Annotated in this window: 11 protein-coding genes and 1 pseudogene; 6 read left to right on the top strand and 6 right to left on the bottom strand. The window is 61.7% G+C overall.

The window, feature by feature from the left end:
- The first annotated feature begins 20 nt into the window (after positions 1-20).
- Positions 21-1,148, top strand: coding sequence for a type VI secretion system protein TssA (gene tssA, locus ACP92_RS20095; protein WP_013235961.1), 1,128 nt, complete (start codon positions 21-23; stop codon positions 1,146-1,148).
- A gap of 82 nt (positions 1,149-1,230) precedes the next feature.
- Here the strand turns inward: tssA and ACP92_RS20090 are convergent, their stop codons facing one another.
- The 5 genes and pseudogenes from ACP92_RS20090 to ACP92_RS25265 form a co-directional block, all read right to left on the bottom strand.
- Complete coding sequence (locus tag ACP92_RS20090) at positions 1,231-2,034, bottom strand: OmpA family protein (protein WP_013235960.1); 804 nt, start codon at positions 2,032-2,034, stop codon at positions 1,231-1,233.
- 3 nt (positions 2,035-2,037) lie between these two features.
- A complete protein-coding gene (gene tagF / locus ACP92_RS20085; RefSeq protein WP_013235959.1) occupies positions 2,038-3,030 on the bottom strand; it encodes a type VI secretion system-associated protein TagF in 993 nt (330 codons plus the stop codon).
- Entirely contained in the window at positions 3,027-6,827 is a 3,801-nt protein-coding gene (gene tssM / locus ACP92_RS20080) for a type VI secretion system membrane subunit TssM (protein ID WP_048348627.1), read from the bottom strand. The genes tagF and tssM overlap by 4 nt, the downstream gene beginning before the upstream one ends.
- Positions 6,828-7,582: 755 nt before the next feature.
- The gene (locus tag ACP92_RS20070) at positions 7,583-8,422 is read right to left on the bottom strand and encodes a M15 family metallopeptidase (protein WP_013235957.1); all 840 of its coding nucleotides are present in this window, start codon (positions 8,420-8,422) and stop codon (positions 7,583-7,585) included.
- A gap of 461 nt (positions 8,423-8,883) precedes the next feature.
- Positions 8,884-10,517: pseudogene (locus tag ACP92_RS25265) on the bottom strand (methyl-accepting chemotaxis protein).
- 494 nt (positions 10,518-11,011) lie between these two features.
- On the opposite strand from ACP92_RS25265, the gene ACP92_RS20060 reads away from it, so the two are divergent.
- The 5 genes from ACP92_RS20060 to ACP92_RS20040 all read left to right on the top strand — a co-directional run bounded on the left by ACP92_RS20060 (position 11,012) and on the right by ACP92_RS20040 (position 16,553).
- Positions 11,012-12,079, top strand: a complete 1,068-nt coding sequence (locus ACP92_RS20060) for a substrate-binding domain-containing protein (protein ID WP_041311229.1) — start codon at positions 11,012-11,014, stop codon at positions 12,077-12,079.
- A gap of 93 nt (positions 12,080-12,172) precedes the next feature.
- Positions 12,173-13,681: an ATP-binding cassette domain-containing protein gene (locus ACP92_RS20055; protein ID WP_013235954.1), complete on the top strand. Its 1,509-nt coding sequence runs from the start codon at positions 12,173-12,175 to the stop codon at positions 13,679-13,681.
- A 38-nt stretch (positions 13,682-13,719) separates the two neighbouring features.
- Entirely contained in the window at positions 13,720-14,658 is a 939-nt protein-coding gene (locus tag ACP92_RS20050; protein ID WP_048348743.1) for an ABC transporter permease, read from the top strand.
- On the top strand, positions 14,655-15,605 hold the full coding sequence (locus ACP92_RS20045; RefSeq protein ID WP_013235952.1) for an ABC transporter permease: 951 nt from the start codon (positions 14,655-14,657) through the stop codon (positions 15,603-15,605). Before ACP92_RS20050 ends, ACP92_RS20045 begins: the two co-directional genes overlap by 4 nt.
- A gap of 30 nt (positions 15,606-15,635) precedes the next feature.
- Positions 15,636-16,553: an SMP-30/gluconolactonase/LRE family protein gene (locus ACP92_RS20040; protein WP_013235951.1), complete on the top strand. Its 918-nt coding sequence runs from the start codon at positions 15,636-15,638 to the stop codon at positions 16,551-16,553.
- 33 nt (positions 16,554-16,586) lie between these two features.
- Here ACP92_RS20040 and ACP92_RS20035 read toward each other — a convergent pair whose 3' ends face one another.
- Complete coding sequence (locus ACP92_RS20035) at positions 16,587-18,110, bottom strand: methyl-accepting chemotaxis protein (protein ID WP_013235950.1); 1,524 nt, start codon at positions 18,108-18,110, stop codon at positions 16,587-16,589.
- Between the last annotated feature and the right edge of the window lie 171 nt (positions 18,111-18,281).

The raw sequence follows: 18,281 nt of genomic DNA, 5'->3' as shown, positions 1-18,281 counted from the left end.
CTGATCGGGACCGCTTCCTCATGAAACTACCGACCTTGAAATCCGCGCTGGGCACCAAGCTGCCCACTACCGTCATCGACGTGCTGCTCAAGCCCATCAGCAATGAGCACCCCGGCGGCGAAGACCTGTCCTTCACAACCGACCTGGACGCTATTGCCCAGGCGAGGCGTTTCGATGACCCGACCTTGGACCAAGGGGAATGGGTTACCGACATCAAGGAAGCCGACTGGAGTTTCGTCGAGCAGCGTTGCGCCCAGCTCATCGAAACCCGTAGCAAAGACTTGCGTCTGGCCGTCTGGTACGGCGAAGCGGCTTGCAAGACCCGTGGCCTGCGCGGCTTGGGGGATGGATTTCTGTTGATGGCCGGTCTGTTCGATCAGTTCTGGGATCATCTCTACCCGCTTTCGGAAGATGGCGACCACGACCGTCGCGTTGGCAACCTGACCTGGTTGTTGTCTCGATCGGTGCAAATGTCGCACGAGATCCCGCTGACCGAGGGACGCGGTAGCGCCTTCTCCCTGTTCGATTTCAACAGCGCCCGCACCCGTGCCGCCAATGCCGAGCGCATCGTAAACGAAGGCGGCCTGCCGGAAGAGGGCGTCAAGCTAGCCGTGATGGAATCGGCCCGCAAGCGCAGCTCGCACGCGTTCTATGAAGCTATGCTGGAAGATGCCCAATACTGTCGCCATTGCCTTGAGCAACTCGAGAATATCGTGGACCACCGTCTTGGTGTCGATGGTCCCGGCTTCAGTGCCGCACGTGAAGCAACCAAGCTGGTACATGACACCATTGTCCGTTTCGCTGCTGAGACCGGGCTGCGTTCGGCGGTTTCAGCAGAGAGCATCTTGATTGACGGGGACGATGCCGCAGTGGCTGCACAGTTGACGGGATCCGGTGGCTCCGCCTCAGCCGTGCTTCAGCATCAAGGGCCGATCCGTACCCGAGCTGAAGCCATCGGGCAACTGCGGGCCGTAGCTGAGTTTTTCCGCCGCAGCGAACCGCATAGTCCGGTAGCGCATCTGGCTGACAAGGCCGCGCAGTGGGGGGAAATGCCCTTGCATGCCTGGCTCAGGACCGTGATCAAGGACGGTGCCGCCTTGTCTCATGTCGAGGAATTACTGGGATTGCAGGCGCCACAGCAGGATTGAGCATATCCAAGCATGAGGCCAGAAGAAAAGGAACCGGTTCGCAGCGGTTCCTTTTTCTTTGGGAGGAAGTCTGCAGTCCCTGTTACTTGGCGATCCGGAACTCGATCCGGCGATTCCTGGCGCGTCCTTCGGATGTGGCATTGGATGCCACAGGGCGATCCGGACCTTGGCCAGACGTGGTCAGAAGACTGTCATCGACGCCCTTGGTGCTCAGGTAAGCCTTGACCGCATCTGCGCGGGCCAGAGAAAGCGAGATGTTGCTTGCTCGCAGGCCTTCGTTGTCAGTATTGCCGATGATCTCGACGCGCCTACCTTTGAGCTGCAACATGGTCGCAGCGATTTCATCGAGGATGCGCTTGCCTTCAGGGGTGAGCGTGGCGCGCCCGCTCTCGAAGGACACAACGCGATTGGCCAGGGTGTTGTCCAGCACTCCTTGTTCAGACGTTGAGACGCGCAAGCCATTGTTGATGATATAGGATGAATTGAGGCTGGTGGCCATGTCGCTGGCGATCTGCTGGCGTTGCGCTTCATGGGAGACTTCACCCGAGATGCTCACGTTGGTGCCGTCGATCTTCAATTGGCCCTGTCTGACCGCCTTGAGGTTGGGTGAGATCAGTTTCTGCACATGGTTGTTCCAGTTGGCGGGCAAGACCACCGGGCCGACCGAAATCTGGTCTACCACCCGGTCGTGACCGTAGAGTTCGCGCAGGCGCGTCAGCGCTGCTGCTTTGCTGGCTTCGTCCGGGACAGTTCCGGTGACCAGAACCTGGCCCGGTGCTGGGGTGGCCACGGGCGGGGCGAGGTTTTGCGCGTCGCTTGTGGTGCAGGACAAGCAGACCGCGCTCAACGCCAGCCGATAGAAAAGGGAGAGAATGTTCGTCTTCAAGATTCAGGCTCCAGTGAAAGCGTCGTGGAATGAGTCGATGGCCGATCTGAGCGAGAGCTCCGGATGGGCCAGGTAGCTGGAGAGTTTCTGAACGCCGTAGTTGCCGCCCACATGCTCTTCGACCCACTCAGCATCGTCAAACGATATGTTGTGTTCTGCGCCGGCCACGGTATCCATGACTGAATGTAAGGTCCGTGGAGACGCGCCTGAGAAGCCGAGGAACATGCAAGGTTGCTCCTCCATTCGCGTGAGGAACAAGGACAACTCAAAATCGGCGCGTGTCAGGAATGGCGTGATCAGGTGCATCCAGAAGCTGGCGACCAGGCCTCGGTACATCGTGTCGTGAGGCAGCGGCAAGATCAGGTTCTTGTCGAGACGGCTGGATGTGCTGACCATCACCGGGTGTAACAGCAACCCAAGGGCTAACAACAACTGGCGCAGATTACCGTTGAAGCCGGCGTCGGCCAGCATCTGCTGCAGCGAGCCGGTGGTATGAAGCTCCAGAAAGTCCGTAAATGCCGCGCCGTAGCCGTAGCCGTTGCTGTCGATGTCGAGTTCCACCGTAGTCGAGGCCATGGCTTGCAGGGACTGGCCGGGATCTGGCGTAGTCAGCACTTCCTGGATTTGCGACTCCATACGCGACCAAAGCCTTGCAAGAATCAGGGGACTGTTGCCGACGAAGGCGACCGGGTCATCAATATCGAAGGCGCTCATCGAGATGAAAGGGAAGCGTCGCTGCGACTGGTCGCTGCTGGCGCGCAGATGGCCTGCCACGGCTCGCCGGCTGCGCGGTCCCATGACGACGAAATGCAAGGGTTTGACGCCGTCGTAGATGATCTTCCATCGCGCATCACGTGAAAGTAGCTCCATGGCCTGCGCCAGCCAGTTATCCAGCAGAGTGATCAGGGCCGCTTGGTCGGTTGCCTTGATGAAGTCTCCCCGAGCTGGAATTTTGCCGAAATAGCCGATCTTGATATGGGTGCCGGTTGCACTCATTGCGTAGCCCCTGTCGTGGTGGTTAGCGTCTGTGGTTGTGCTTGCAGCGCCGAGCCGCCGCCTGCAATGGTTTCGGGCAACTTCAGTCCGCGCAGGCCGGCTGTACCGCGTGCGGTACCACTGCCGTTGCCGGAGACTTCGGCGCTGCTGATGATCTTGAGGCTCACCATCACCGTAACGCCTTCATTGGTCCATGACAGCTCAAAGGCTCCGTTGTCCTTGCGCTTGCGCTGGGCAGTGTTTATCAGACGCTCCAGTCCAAAGCGTCCCGGCTGGCTGGCCACTTCCACCGTGCGCCCGTCATAGGTCACAGCAGTCACCCGCGCGCCTGGTGAGCCCTGCGGGTTGGGCCAGACGAAGTTGACCCACTGGGCCTGAGTGTTGCGGTAGCGCAGTTGCTGGCCATCGATTTCGATGGTGTATTCCAGCGCGCCCGGCGCTGGCTGGGGTTGAATCTGGAACACCGTCTGCGCATCCCCTGCGCCGCCACCGGCGCCGGTACTGCCGTGGGTACTGATCCAATCGGCGAAGCTGGTGGTGATGGCAGGCGAGAGGGTGATGCCCATGTCAGCCCACTTGCGCGGAGACAGGGTGTCACCCCGGCGCACCACCAGTGGTCCCATGGCTGTGGTCACGAACTTCGAGATGGCGCCGCTCTCACCGAAGACGGTGTTGATCTCGCCGCTGTTAGCCTCGATCTTTGAGCTGGGCGAGAATGGATACTTGGTCGCCAAGTTGTTCTGGAATGGCTCGTAAACCTGAGCCCGCCAGATCTTGTTGAGCTCACCTTCGGTCGGGTGTACCAAGGCATTGAAGCCCTGGACCAGCGGACGTACCAGCAAGGGCCGTAACGTGGTCTTCTGCTGATCGTTGAGGCCGGGTAGCATTTCCTCGTCCACGAACTTGAGTGCGTCTGACAGCTCCGAGCCGCTGCCGTCCAGCGTCTGCTGCATCAATTGTTTGGCGCCAGGACCGGTATCACCCTGGTTCTTGATGGTGTTAAGGCGGGTACGCAGCTTGGAGAGATTTTCCATGTAGCCGCGCATGAGCGAATTGCCCTTGTCCTTGCTTACCACCAGTCGTGCCACGCCTGCAAACTCGCGGGCCACCGGTCCCATCGGGATGGCGGCGCCGCCATCGGTATTGAGCTGTGGCGGAGCAGGTGGCGGGGCCGGGGAGCGACGCAAGACAGTCTCCTTGAACCACCCGCTGAGCCCTCTGCTGGCGGTGGCCAGCCCGGAGCCGATGAGCGAAGGGTTGTCCCACGAGGTCTCATCGTACACCGTGCTGATGACCTTGTTGATCGGAGAGGTCAGCGGGTCGCCCAGGCGGTTCATGGCATTGGTAGCGTCGTCGAGATTGTGTAGTTCGACGATACTCACGCCTTGAAGGAATTTCTGCCACTCGCGGGCGTATTCGCTCTTGTACTGCGAGACCAGGGCTTTCTGGATCTGCTCCGGACTGCCTTCCAGCGTCAGGTCCTCCTTGGAGGATGTCTTGAGCACCCAGTCGGCGCTCTGCAGTTCCTTGTTGGCGGCTTCCTTGAAAGCGTCCTCCACGAACTTCTCCCAGGCGTTGCGGGTGAAGGTGCCGGGGATGGCGTAGCTGCCCATGACCAGTTCGCGGTCCTTGTCGCCGACGATACGCGCCACGGTCATGGAGGCAAAGCGGGTCGCAGCACGTGCCTTGACATCGGCATATACGCGCTCACGGGCCGGCATGCCACGCACCACGTGGCGCAAGTTCTCTCGGGTCTGGTCGACCAGCGTCAGCTTGTTTTCCGTGGTCGGCCAGGACGGATCATCGATCTGCTCCAGCGAGAAGCTGATAAGTCGCTCGGCGCTACGGATCATCTGTTCGCGCGGCATGGTGCCACGGTTGGTTTCCAACCAGCCACGCCAGAAGCGGGTGATCTGGTCGTTCAGATGACTGGCTTCGGCGCGCGACTTGTCCGATAGCATCAGGTAGGTCTTGAGCGCATTGTAAGCATCTTCCACATTGGTAGCCGAGCTGTCCTTGTAGGTCCGCAGGGCGTTGCCAGCATGGATGTTGTTGTCGCCAGTTGTCGCGAGGCTATCGGCTTGAGGCGGCCTCGACATCGGTTCCAACTTGCTGGAATTGGCATTGACTTCGATCAGGTAGTTCTCGATGCTGGAGGCTACCGGCTTCAGCATGATTTCCTTGATCCCGGCAAAGTATTCCTCTCGTAGCTTGCGTTCGAGAAGGTCGCCCTGATACAGTCCGAGGTCAATCGAGACTGGGCGATGAGAGCGATAGCGGTCCAGCTGTTCGATGCGATCTTGCAATATCTCCAGTGCCTCGAAGCGTGATTGCAGATCCAGACGTTTTTCTTGCAGCTTGATGGCCTTGTCCATGTCGGCCTGCACATTGGCCACCAACTGTCGATTGCCCATGTAAGACCAGCTCCAGCCGCCCAGTAGCGCGCCCAGCATGGCCAATGCGGCGAAGAAAGTGAGATAGCGCATGCGGATCTTGTTGCGACTGGTGTACTGCGCCACCAATTGCTTGTCGGCGAAGATCACTTGCTTGAACAGGTTATGCAGGAAGAAGCCTTGCTTTGAGAGGACTTCGCGTTGGGGTTGATCTTCCAGCGTCAGTCCGAAGCGATCAGCGATACGCTGCGCCGAGGCGCCCAGGGTAGCTCCTTCCTGAAGAGCACTGGTGAAGTAGAAGCCGCGAAAGACCGGTTTGAACTGGAAGGGATTTTCTTCGAACAAGGTCGTCACGAACGAGCGCAGGACGCCCTTGAAGGCCGAGAATTCCAAGGGGAAGGTCAGTACGCCCGGCGCCAGATTCTCGCCACGCTTGACGGCCATGTTGGCCAGGCTCATCTCCTTGAGGCCGGCATAGAGTTCATCGAAGCGCTCGTCGAAGAAGTTGCTCACTTCCTGTCCGCTGTGCTTGCGGTCGTAGGCCAGGGTCGCACCCCAGACGCGGTCGCGTTCGCCACGTTCGCTATCGAGGAAGAATTCGTTGAAGCCGGTAATCAGGTCGGTCTTCGTGAAGACCACATACACCGGGGCAAAGACTTCCAGCTTTTCAGTCAGCTCTTGCACACGCTGGCGCAGGTTCTTGGCCAGATTGATGGCGAATTCCGGACGATTGCCGGTCAGTTCTGCAATGCTGACGGCAATGATGATGCCGTTGATCGGCGCCTGTTTGCGATAGCGCTTTAGCAAGCCAAGGAAGCTGAACCATTCACGGCGGTCTTCCTCGTACACCGAATAGCGCCCGGCGGTATCGAGCAGGATGCCATCGGTGGTGAAGAACCAGTCGCAATTGCGTGTCCCGCCGACGCCGTGGACGATCTTGCCGCCCTTGTCGGCGAAGGGGAACTGCAGTCCGGAATTGGCGATGGCAGTACTTTTGCCAGCCGCCGGATTACCGATGACCATGTACCAGGGAAGTTCGTACAAGGCTGCTGCGCCCGACTTCTGTCCCAGTTTGGAAGTCTTGATGGTGTTGATGGCTTCCAGCATACGCTGGCGTAGGGCGGCCACGTCGTCGTGGCGGGCTGCCTCGCTGCCCACAGGCAGCGGCTGGGCGGCTTGCTGTTCTAGTACATTTTCCAGCTTGGTCGCCGCGCGCTGTGCCTTCCAGCGCTGGTAGCGCCGCAATGCCAGCCACGCTAGCAACAGCGCGCAGAACAGCACTGCTGGCCAGATCGGGGCTAGTTCCAGCTGCTCCGCGCCGATGAAAAGCACGGCGGCCAGCGCCATAAATCCTAGGAGAGTGAGAACGCGCGTGTCGCTGAGAATTTTCCAGAGTCGTTGCATGATGTGAGCGCTTGGGGTGAGAGTTTTTGTTCTGCGGTCCCTGAAACAGTTGCTGATCAGAGGCCGAGGGTGCTGCGGTCGTAGCCGGACTGAAACAGCTATAACTGCGAGCTGTGCCGATCGCCGCTACTGGCGATCAGCCGAGACAGATCGGACCACTCCGCTACCCTTTGTTGACGCGGTGGCCTCTGTCGAGATTTTTGCAGCGGGTTGCTGGCCTCGGTGGCCAAGGCGGAGCGCCATGCGTTAGCTACCATGGCTCGAGGCCATCGGCATTGCGGCGGCGGTTCTGGTTCACCTGGCAACACGGCGCAGATCGGCGCGCTGACAGTCGCTTTCAGCGCGTTCCAAGCCCTGGCCGCGCCCCACGGCAGCCGGAGAAACCCGGCTGGAAGCATCGGTAGTAGACAAAAAATGGCGTCACCGCGATCCAGCCGGTGATTGATGCCGAACCAGTAGGCGATGAATATCACCCAAGTGACCAAGAAGATTGCGGCGCTCAACAGGCTCCGCATTATCTGTCTGCTCATCAGCGTTTGCTTTATGTGTTTTTATTATTATTATTGTGAGCCCTACCCCTGTCGTGATGTGCTGCTCTGCATAGACAGTCGTGGCGACCTAGCCGTAACCTCCGATGCTGATTTCGCCGCGCGGGCGCTTGTCCTCCCAGATGGTTGGCCTGCTCATGGTATATCCCCCAATATTTTTTACAGCCTGACTTTCGTCGGATTACTAGAACGCATCCGCGTCGCGAACTACTTCTTCATCACTCCCGGCATACGGTATTCGGTATGGCCGAAATCCATCAGCTTCCACCGGCCGCCCCAGGTCAGTCCTACCGATTCGGCGACCTCGCCGTAGAGGCGATAACCGGCCATGGCCCATGGATCCTTCTCACTGATCACCAGCTTGCCGTTCCTGACGAAAGCACAGTCGCCGGCCAGGCCGTATTGATGGTAGCTCTGGAAGGCCGCTGCGTTCGTGATACCGCCGCCCATCCCGGCCAACATGTTCTGCCGCTGCGGACTCCGGTAGCCCTCAATCAGCGCCATCTCGTAGCCATGCTTTTCCTTCATGATCTTGAAAACCAGGAGCAGGCGTTGGGCGTATTCAGGATTGAGCAGTTGCCAGTTGCGGCTGGCATCGACAAGCATCGGACGGACTTGTACGACTTCAGCGGTGGTGAACATGTCTGGCGGCAGCGGAGGCGGTGCTACGAGTTGCTCGCCCTTCAAAAGTTCCGCGATCTGAGAATTGGTCGCCCGCTGGGTATCGTCGAATCCTTGCAACATGGATTTGCCGGCTAATAGAAGCGCAACGATGGCTGGGCCGATCAACAAGGCAACGATGATTGATAAGACTAAGTAATTTTTGCGTACATAGTTCAGTCTTGATGTCAGTGAGCTACGGATGTTCGATGTGACCTCGGCAATCATCTGGTCTCCCCTGTCGTTGTAGCGTTCCCAGCGGTTCCGCAGACGGGAACACCGGGTTTGCAGGAAACGCAGCGTCTGCGCTCTACCGGAAGGAAACAGCAGTAGCCACATCGCCAGGCCGCTGACCAACAGGTAGGTGGCAATAAGCAGGAACACCACGTCGAATCTCCTTTTTTCTGGCTGGTGCCGGTGTGAAACAGAAATGGCGAACACCGGCACGGTTCTGCCGCCTGCGCCTTGATGAAGTGATCGTGCCGGATTGCCAGCAAATGGAAATCAATAAGATCTAAAAATTGCACATAGCCTGATGGTGCAGGCATACCACGTTATCGCCCCGAAACGAGCGACACCCGTATTTTGGAAGTGGAAGCGAATGCTCGCATCCGACGCTTCAGCACTTATTGAAGTTCGTCCACTTAATTCGATTTCTGATGGGGGAGAACAAGGTCTGCGGAGTGGGACGGGCAGGGTGCGGCGCGTGTTGGCCGTTATGCTTCTGTTGTGGGGAGGTAGGGAATGCCGGCGATCATGCGTCCGTCCGTGCAGTTGGTGGCGAAGATTTTCGCCTAGCGGCGCCATCGCTGACGCCGCCATAGTCTGCTGCTGATGACTATCTACTCTTAGCCCTCGACTTGTGGCGCCGGCAGCAAGGACAATTCGCGCCCGGGCAGAGTCTGAGTAACACGGTGATCCTCCATCTCCAGAATGTCCATCGCTTCCTGCCGCAGCTTGAACACATTCACCGCACGCTCCAACTGCCGCGCCTGCTCCTGCAGCGACTGCGCTGCCGCCGTTGCTTCTTCCACCAGCGCGGCGTTTTCCTGGGTGCTCTGGTCCATATGGCTGATGGCCTGGTTGACCTGCTCGATGCCCAGGCTCTGCTCGCGGCTGGCGGCGCTGATCTCGGTGACCACGTCAGTCACCCGGCGCACGCTCTCCACCACCTGCTGCATGGTATTGCCGGCGCTCATGACCAACTGGCTGCCGTTCTCGACCTTGCTCACGGAATCATCGATGAGCTGCTTGATCTCCTTGGCCGCCGATGCACTGCGCTGCGCCAGGCTGCGCACCTCGGTGGCGACGACCGCAAAGCCGCGCCCTTGCTCGCCTGCACGGGCGGCCTCGACTGCGGCGTTCAGGGCCAGGATGTTGGTCTGGAGGCGATCCCATCGATCACCGAGATGATGTCGGCAATGTTGAGCGAGGAGCTGCGGATTTCCTCCATCGTCGTCACCACCTGCTTCACCACCTCGCCACCCTCGGCCGCAATACCGGACGCGGCACTGGCCAGTTGATCGGCCTGCAGGGCGTTCTCGGCGTTCTGCTTGACGGTGGAGGTCAGCTCTTCGGTGGCGGCAGCGGTCTGCTCCAGCGAGCTGGCCTGCTGTTCGGTGCGCGCCGACAGATCCATGTTGCCCGTGGCGATCTGGCTGGAAGCTGCCGCGACAGTGTTGACGCCGGTGCGCACGGTCGCCACGATGGTGACCAGGTTGCGATTCATCTTGGCCATCGCCGCCATCAGGTGGCCGATTTCATCGGTGCTGCTGGTGTCGATCTCGCGGGTCAGGTCGCCTTCGGCAATCGTTTCGGCCAGCTCTACCGCTTCGGCCAGGGAGCGGGCGATCTTGCGTGCGATCAGCAGGCCCATGAGGGTCACCACGGCAATGACTGCCGCGCTGATCAGGATGGCATGCAGTCGCGCCGCCGCCATGGTCTCCTGCGCCCTGTGGGCGCCGGCTTGGCTGATCTTCTCGTTGTAGGCGCGCAGTTCGGTCATTGCCTTGTTCAACCTGTCGATCACGGGCTGATTGTTGGCCAGCAGGGCGCGCGCTTCATTCCACTGGCCTGCGTTGGCCAGCTTCAGCGCCTCGGCGAGTGACTTGTCGAACTCCTGATAACTGACACGGACCGCCCGGAGCAACTCCTTGTCGGTGGCGTCGGCAAGCTGTTCCTGTTCATACTTTTGCAGGGCGTCTTCGACTCTTTTCTTTGCACTGTTGAAGCTGCTTTCGATGGCGCCGCGATCGACCGACTCGGTCAGCGCAAGATAACGCCAGGTCGCAATACGCATGCCGTTGATGCCCTGCGTGATGGTGGAGAGGCTCAACAGGCTCGGCACCACGTTCTCGCTGGCGAAACTGGCGTCGGCGTACGTGCGGTTCATCTTGACCATGTTGGCGCCGGCGAGGACGACGCAGCCGATGATCACGGCGCCGATGAGGATATACAGCCGGTTGACGATGGAGAGTTTCATTGTTCTTGTTGCCCCGAAGTGATGAGTTGCAAATGGCCGCCGTGCCCCCGTGCTGCCCTGCAGATGCACTCGAGATTCGTGCTCTCACGGCAAACGGCAGCAGAAAGAAGTCAGGTCAGGTAGCCTCGGCTGCGGTTGCAGCTGGTCAGCCTGCATGAAAGCAAAATAAGTGCAGCTTCCCGCTGTTAGAGAGATTTGGCAGTATATAGAAACAGATCACTGCTGATTAGCCGCACATTGACGAACAGTGTGCTTACCATTTCAGGGTAATTGTTGGTCACATGCAATGCCGGGGATAGTCAAACCGCCGTCTTCATGTGGTCTGACCATTTGACATCTTCATACCTGCTCTCTAGAATAAATCGTCATACAACTTGACCTCTGCAGGCATGCGCCTGCCAGGCTCGAGCGGTTCATAAAGCAAAAACAAAGTAAAAAGCAGGAAAACGCGGATGTGCAGGATGTCCGCTTTGAAAGCCAACAACGGAGACAATATGAACGCATTTGTACGGCGCCGCGGCGTCGGGCTGCAGCTCGCGGCCATCGCAGCCAGCACCATCCCCCTCATGCTCGCCGCTGGCTCTGCCAGCGCCCAGGTCGCCACCGGCGACACCTCGCAAGCCAAGATTGCGCTGTCCAACAACTATGCTGCCAACGCCTGGCGTCAGTCCATGCTCAAGACCTGGGCGGCCACCGCCGATGATGCGGTCAAGCGCAAGCTGGTGGCGGCCGCGCCTGCCTTCACCACCTCCGAGAACCAGCCCACCGAACAGGCCCAGCAGATCCAGAACCTGATCCTGCAGGGCTACAAGGCCATCGTGGTGGATGCGGCGTCTCCCACCGCTCTCAATGGCACCATCAAGAAAGCCTGCGCTGCGGGCGTGGTAGTGGTGTCCTATGACGGCGTGGTCACCGAACCCTGCGCCTATCGCGTCACCTTCGACTTCCGCAAGATGGGCGAGCGCCAGATCGATTACCTGGCCGAGCGCCTCAACGGCAAGGGCAACATCCTCGAAATCCGCGGCCTGGCCGGTGTCTCCGTGGATGGTGAAATCCATGCCGGCATCATGGATGGCCTCAAGAAGCATCCGGGCCTGAAGGTAGTGGGTTCGGTCAATGGCGACTGGGCCCAGACCGTGGCGCAGAAGGCCGTGGCCGGCATCCTGCCGACCCTGCCCAAGATCGACGGCGTGGTCACGCAGGGCGGTGACGGCTTCGGCGTGGCGCAAGCCTTCAAGGCCGCCAACCGCGAGCTGCCCATCATCATCCTGGGCAATCGCGAAGATGAGCTGCAATGGTGGAAGACCCAGATCCCCAGCGGCTACAAGACCTATTCGGCCTCCAACCCGCCCGGCGCGGTGACGGTGGCCTTCTGGGTGGCGCAGCAGGTGCTGGCCGGCAAGAAGATCCCCAAGGATGTCGATATCGTCGCGCCGCTGCTCTACCTGACCGCAGAGCAGTTGCCTGAGGCCCTGGCCAAGACCCCGCAGGGCGGCGTGGCCGACATCGGTTTCTCCCAGGCCGATACCGTCAAGCTGCTCGACGCACCCAAGTCCAAGTAAGTCCAGCCCCGCCGCCGGTGGTGACCGTCCCGCCGAGGGCGGCGCACCGGTGTTGCGGGGGCATCCACTGCATCAGAACACAGGTGATCCATCGTGAACGCCAGTCATCCCCCCTCGGCGGCCTTGTGCAGCCTGTCGCACATCCGCAAGTCCTTTGGTCCGGTCAAGGCGCTGCAAGATGTCAGCCTCGATATCCTCCCCGGCCAGTGCTGGGGCCTGGTCGGCCATAACGGCGCGGGCAAGTCCACCCTGATGAACGTGCTGGCCGGGGTGCTGGCCAGTGATGATGGCCAGATCGTCCTGGATGGGCAGGCCCAGCCCGCCTACACCACGCAGACCGCCTACCGGCTGGGCGTGCGCTGCGTATTCCAGGAGCTCTCGCTGTGCCAGAACCTCAACGTGGCCGAGAACCTGTGCGTGTTCCATCCCTCCTTGAAGGGGTGGGGCTGGCGTCGCCGGGCGCGGCGGCTGGTCACGGAAAAGCTCGATGAGATATTCCCCGGCCATGGCATCGATCCCGACCGCATCGTCGGCGAACTCAGCATCACCCAGCGCCAGATGGTGGAAATCGCCTGCGCTTTCGTGGTGGTGGATGCACCGGTGCGCCTGCTCATCCTCGATGAACCGACTTCCAGCCTCGATGCACAGACGGCAGCCCGCCTGACCGCCTATATCCGCCATCGGCTTGAGGATGGCATGAGCCTGGTCTTCATCTCGCACATGCTGGGCGAGATCTTCGACTGCTGCAATTACATCGCGGTCATGCGCGATGGCCAGCTGGTGCTGAGCGACCAGAGCGCCAACCTGAGCCGCGAAGCGCTGGTCCACGCCATGGGCCACGCCGACCAGAAGCAGATCGAGCGCCAGGTCGAGCAGCAGGTCGAGCACGCCGACTCCACCGCGCAAAGCCTGCTGGAGATCGCCTTGCCGGCGACTTCGGCGGTGTCCACCCTGGCCGTGCGGCAAGGCCAGGTGATTGGCCTGTCGGGGCTGGCGGGGCAGGGCCAGACCGAGATGCTGATCCAGCTCTTCGAACGCTATCGCGGCAAGATGCGGGTGGCCTTCGTGGCGGGGGATCGCGCCCGCGATGGCAACTTCCCCTTGTGGAGCATCCTGGGCAATCTCAGTATCCGCGAGCTGCCGCACCTGGCGCGCGGCGGTGTGGTGGACCGCGCCGCCGAGCGCGAGCTGGGCCGCCAGTGGCATGAACGCGTGGCCATCCGCACGCCCGACCTGAACAACAACATGTTGTCACTGTCGGGCGGCAACCAGCAGAAGGTCTTGTTCGCCCGTGCGCTGTCCTCGGACGCCGAGCTGATCCTGATGGACGATCCCATGCGCGGCGTGGACTTTGGCACCAAGGTCGACATGTATCGCCTCATCCGCGCCGAAGCCGCGCGCGGGCGCAGCTTCGTCTGGTACACCACCGAGAACGACGAGCTGGAATACTGCGACGCCACCTATGTCTTCTACCAGCAGCAGGTCACCCTGAAGCTGGCCCGTCATGAGCTGTCGGAGGAGCGCATCATCGCCGCCTCCTTCGGCAATGCCCGCGCCGCCGCCGATGCCGCCGCTGCGCCCCTGGAAGGAGCCCGAGCATGAGCGCCACCTCTGCCGCCACCGTCACTGCGCAGCGGCGCATGGGCGTGCTGTCCCGCCATGAGATCCAGACCCTGCTGCTGCCCATGGCCACCCTGGCCGTGGTGCTGGCGCCGATCTTCTGGATCAACCCCAACACCATGAGCTACTTCGGCCTGGGCCTGCTGCTGAACCTGGCCGTGCCGATGATCCTGGCCAGCATGGCGCAGTTGTGCATCATTGCTGTCAATGACCTGGATCTGTCCATCGGCGCCTTCATCAGCCTGGTCTCCTGCATCGCCGTGACCTGGCTGCCCGAGCGCCCCGTGCTGGGCGTGGCCGCACTGGTGGCCTGCGTGCTGCTGTATGCGGCCATCGGCGCGCTGGTCGAATTGTTTGACCTGCCCTCCATCGTGGTGACGCTGGGCCTGTCCTTCGTCTGGGGCGGCTGGGCGCTGATCCTGCTGCCCATGCCGGGCGGGGCCACGCCGCAATGGATACAGGATGTGATGAACCTGGCCATTCCCGTCATCCCCACGCCCATCGTCTACGCCGTCCTCATTGCCCTGTGCGCGCACTGGTTCCTGATGCGCTCCTCCACCGGCGTACGCCTGCGCGGAGCGGGAGGCAATCCCAAGGCCATCGTGCGCAGCGGCGGCTCGGTGGTGCGCGCCAAGGCCTTGATGTATGGCCTGGCCGGCGTCCTGGGCATCCTCTCGGCGCTGACCCTGGTGGGCATCACTACCTCGGCGGACGCCAACATCGCCCAGCGCTATACGCTCATCTCGATTGCCGCCGTGATCCTCGGCGGCGGCAGCTTCATCGGCGGCAAGGTCTCACCCATCGGGGCCACCCTGGGGGCGATCACGCTCGGTATCGCAGCGTCCTTCCTGTCCTTCCTCAACATCGCGCCCAAGTGGCAGATCGGCCTGCAGGGGGCGATCCTGATCATCGTGCTGTCCATGCGCATCCTGCTGTCGGCACGGGGAGAACGTCAATGAGCCGCCTGCGCAGCACGCTGGAACAGCGTCCCTGGGTCTGGTCCTTCCTCGGCGCGGCCTTGCTGTGGCTGGCCACGCTGGCAGTGGCGGGGCCGGACGCGGCGGTCAACATCGGGCTGTCGGCGTTTTCCTTCGGCGCGCTGATGGTGCTGGTGGGCCTGGGCCAGATGCTGGTGGTGACCACCGGCCCGGGCAACATCGATCTTTCCATTCCCTCCACCATCGCCCTGGCCGGGGCGCTGGGCTTGCGCACCATGGGTGGCGAGGACGGCGGCATCCTGCTGGGCCTGGTGGTCACGCTGGGCGTGGGTGTCGGGATCGGCCTGGCCAATTACCTGTTGATCAGGCTGTTGCAGATTCCACCGATCATCGCGACGATGTCTTCGTCTTTCATCCTGCAATCGCTGGCCATCCACGTGGGCCAGGGTTTGAAGATCACGCCGCCGCAGTTGCTGGCCAGCTTTGCCACCGGCTGGTTGCTGCATGTGCCGCAGCTGGCCTGGCTGGTGCTGGCCGTGGCGCTGGGCCTGGCCTGGATCCTGGGGCGCACCCTGTTCGGGCGCTTCCTCTCGGCCGTCGGGCAGAACGCCCGCGCCGCCTGGCTGGCCGGCATCGGGGTGGAGCGCATCCGTTGCCTCTGCTATGTGCTGTGCGCGGTGTTTGCCGCGTTGTGCGCCTTGCTGATCGCCGGCTTTTCCGGTGGCGCATCCCTGGACATGGGCAATGAATATCTGTTGATGTCGGTGGCCGTGGTGGTCATCGGCGGCACCAGCGTCACCGGTGGCCGGCCCAGTGTGGCGGGCATCTGGGGCGCGGCGCTGTTCCTGTATTTCACCAATACGCTGTTGAACGTGGTCGGCCTGTCGGCTGGCGAGCGTTCGGTGCTTTCGGGGCTGATCATCATCGCGGTGATCGTGTGCTCCGGCCGCCGTCGCCAGTATCGTTGAGGCGATCCAACCTGATGATGAGGAAATCCAATGTCCCTGCCTGAGACTCCCTTCCAGCACTTCGATGCGCGCTTTCGCCGCATGGTCATCGACACCGCCCAGGTCGATTGCCTCTACACCGGCTGCCGCTGGGCCGAGGGCCCGGTGTGGCTGCCTGCCACCCAGGAGCTGATCTGGAGCGATATCCCCAACAACCGCCTGATGCGCTGGTCCGAGGGCGCGGGTGCGGGCGTGTTCCGCCAGCCTTCCAACTTCAACAATGGCAATACGCTGGACCGTGAAGGACGCATCGTCGGTTGCCTGCATGGCGGGCGCGCCGTGGTGCGTACCGAGCACGACGGCAGCATCACCACGCTGGCCTCGCACTGGCAGGGCAAGCGGCTCAATTCCCCCAATGATGTGGTGGTGAAATCGGATGGTTCGATCTGGTTCACCGATCCCGACTACGGGATCAACAGTGACTACGAAGGCTACCAGGCGCAGAGCGAGATCGGCGCCTGCAATGTCTATCGCATCGATGGCGACAGCGGCGAGATCAGCATCGTCGCCAGCGACCTGGAGCGGCCCAACGGACTGGCGTTTTCCACTGACGAGCGTCGTCTCTACATCGCCGATACCGGATTGACCCACCGTGCCGGTGGACCGCATCACATCCGCGTCTTCGACGTGGTCGATGGCATCAGCCTGAAGGTCGGGGAAGTGTTTGCCACCATCGATCCTGGCCTGGCAGATGGATTCCGCCTCGACGCCCAGGGCAATGTCTGGACCTCGGCCGGCGACGGTGTGCATTGCTACGCGCCCGACGGCACGCTCCTGGGCAAGATCCTCATCCCCGAGGTGGTCTCCAACGTGGTCTTTGGCGGACCGCGTGGAAACCGTCTCTTCATCACGGCCACGACCTCGCTGTATGCGGTGTACCTGGCCGTCAATGGCGCCCAGCGCCCCTGAGCAGGAGGGCCGGGCGCGCTCGTAGCGGCGTTGTCAGGCCATCTGCCCGCCGCCCAACCGGAACACGCTCACCGATTCGGCCAGCCGGCGCGCCTGCGCCTTGAGCGCTTCCGTGGCGGCGGCGGCTTCTTCCACCAGGGCGGCGTTCTGCTGGGTGACCGTATCCATCTGGGCGATGGCCTGGTTGACCTGCTCGATGCCCGATTCCTGCTCGCCGCTGGCGGCGCTGATCTCGCTCATGATCTGGGTGACGTCGCGTACGCTGCGCACCAGTTCCTCGATGGTGGCCCCGGCGGCCTGCACCAGCTTGCTGCCGGCGGCGATCTTTTCCACCGAATTGCCGATGAGGTCCTTGATTTCCTTGGCCGCCGTGGCCGAGCGCTGGGCCAGCGAGCGCACCTCCGCAGCTACCACGGCGAAGCCGCGTCCCTGTTCGCCGGCGCGGGCTGCTTCCACGGCCGCGTTCAGCGCCAGGATATTGGTCTGGAAGGCAATCCCGTCGATGACCGAAATGATCTCCTCGATCTCCCGCGCCGAGGCCTGGATTTCATCCATGGTGCCCACCACGTCCGAGACCACCAGGCCGCTGCGCGAGGCCACTTCCGAAACCGAGCCGGCCATCGCATTGGCCTGGCGCGCATGATCGGCATTGCGCCGCACGGTGGAGGTGATCTCCTCCATGGCCGCCGCGGTCTGTTCCAGCGAACTGGCCTGTTCCTCGGTGCGGGCCGACAGATCCAGGTTGCCGCCAGCGATCTGGGTGGAGGCGGTCACGATGGTATCGCTGCCTTCGCGCACGCCGCCGACCACCTTTTGCAGGCTGGCATTCATCTCCTTCAAGGCTTGCAGCAGTTCGCCAGTCTCATCCTTGCGCGTGACCACGATGCGGCTGCCCAGATCCCCCGCCGCGACGGTCTTGGCGATGCGCACCGCCTCGCGCATGGGCTGGGTGATGGAGCGTGTGGCCAGCACCGCCAGCACCAGCGCCAGGATCACCACCAGCGCACCCACCGCCAGGCTCAGGGACTTGCCGGCGCCGATGGCCGAGGAAATCTGTTCGCCGGTGCTGCCGGCATTCTCGCGCGCAATGGCCAGCAAGCCCGAGAAGCCCGCGCCCAGCACCTTGTCCGCGCCGCTGATGGCCGCATCGACCTCGCTGGGGCTGGCGCCCGCCGCCTTCATGGCCTGGGCCTTGGCCAGCGCCTCGCGATAGCGACGCTCGCCGTTGCTGATCTTCTCCAGCAGCGCCTCTTCCTTGGGATTGTCCACGCCCAGCTTGCGATACTGCTCCATGAGCCGGACGATGGCGTCCATGTCAGCCAGGAAGTGGCGGTCGTAGTCTTTGCCACGCACCACGTAGTTCTTGAAGTTCTGCACGCCGTCGCCCAGCTTGATGTAGCCCTGGGTGGCGTAGTCCTGCTTGCCGAGCACGGTGCCTGAAAAATCGTTCCAGTGCCGTCCGATCTGGGTCAGGGTGAGTGTGGATGCCACGATCAGCGCGCATGTCAGCAGCGTGACCAGCATGAAGGAACCGCCCAGCCTGGTGCCGATTTTCATTTCCTGCTCCCTGTAAATTATTTATAAGATTTTTTTGCAGTAGTGATTCTGACTGATCCTCATGCAGACAAAACCCCGTAGAGACCGCCAAAAGCCGTCCAGATCGGGCTTTCGGGACCGATTCTTACGATTGTTGCAATACAGCATTGCGGCCACGACGGTTTTTCCGGA

It is taken from the genome of Herbaspirillum seropedicae, assembly GCF_001040945.1.
GTDB lineage: Bacteria > Pseudomonadota > Gammaproteobacteria > Burkholderiales > Burkholderiaceae_D > Herbaspirillum > Herbaspirillum seropedicae.
Note: the sequence above shows the minus strand (reverse complement) of the source record. Positions and strands in the feature narration are given on the sequence as shown.

Excerpts from the sequence above, each read along its gene's own strand:
- tssM (WP_048348627.1), bottom strand. The coding sequence starts at position 6,827 with ATGCAACGACTCTGGAAAATTCTCAGCGACACGCGCGTTCTCACTCTC.
- ACP92_RS20035 (WP_013235950.1), bottom strand. The coding sequence starts at position 18,110 with ATGAAAATCGGCACCAGGCTGGGCGGTTCCTTCATGCTGGTCACGCTG.
- tagF (WP_013235959.1), bottom strand. The coding sequence starts at position 3,030 with ATGAGTGCAACCGGCACCCATATCAAGATCGGCTATTTCGGCAAAATT.
- ACP92_RS20040 (WP_013235951.1), top strand. The coding sequence starts at position 15,636 with ATGTCCCTGCCTGAGACTCCCTTCCAGCACTTCGATGCGCGCTTTCGC.
- tssA (WP_013235961.1), top strand. The coding sequence starts at position 21 with ATGAAACTACCGACCTTGAAATCCGCGCTGGGCACCAAGCTGCCCACT.
- ACP92_RS20045 (WP_013235952.1), top strand. The coding sequence starts at position 14,655 with ATGAGCCGCCTGCGCAGCACGCTGGAACAGCGTCCCTGGGTCTGGTCC.
- ACP92_RS20060 (WP_041311229.1), top strand. The coding sequence starts at position 11,012 with ATGAACGCATTTGTACGGCGCCGCGGCGTCGGGCTGCAGCTCGCGGCC.
- ACP92_RS20050 (WP_048348743.1), top strand. The coding sequence starts at position 13,720 with ATGGGCGTGCTGTCCCGCCATGAGATCCAGACCCTGCTGCTGCCCATG.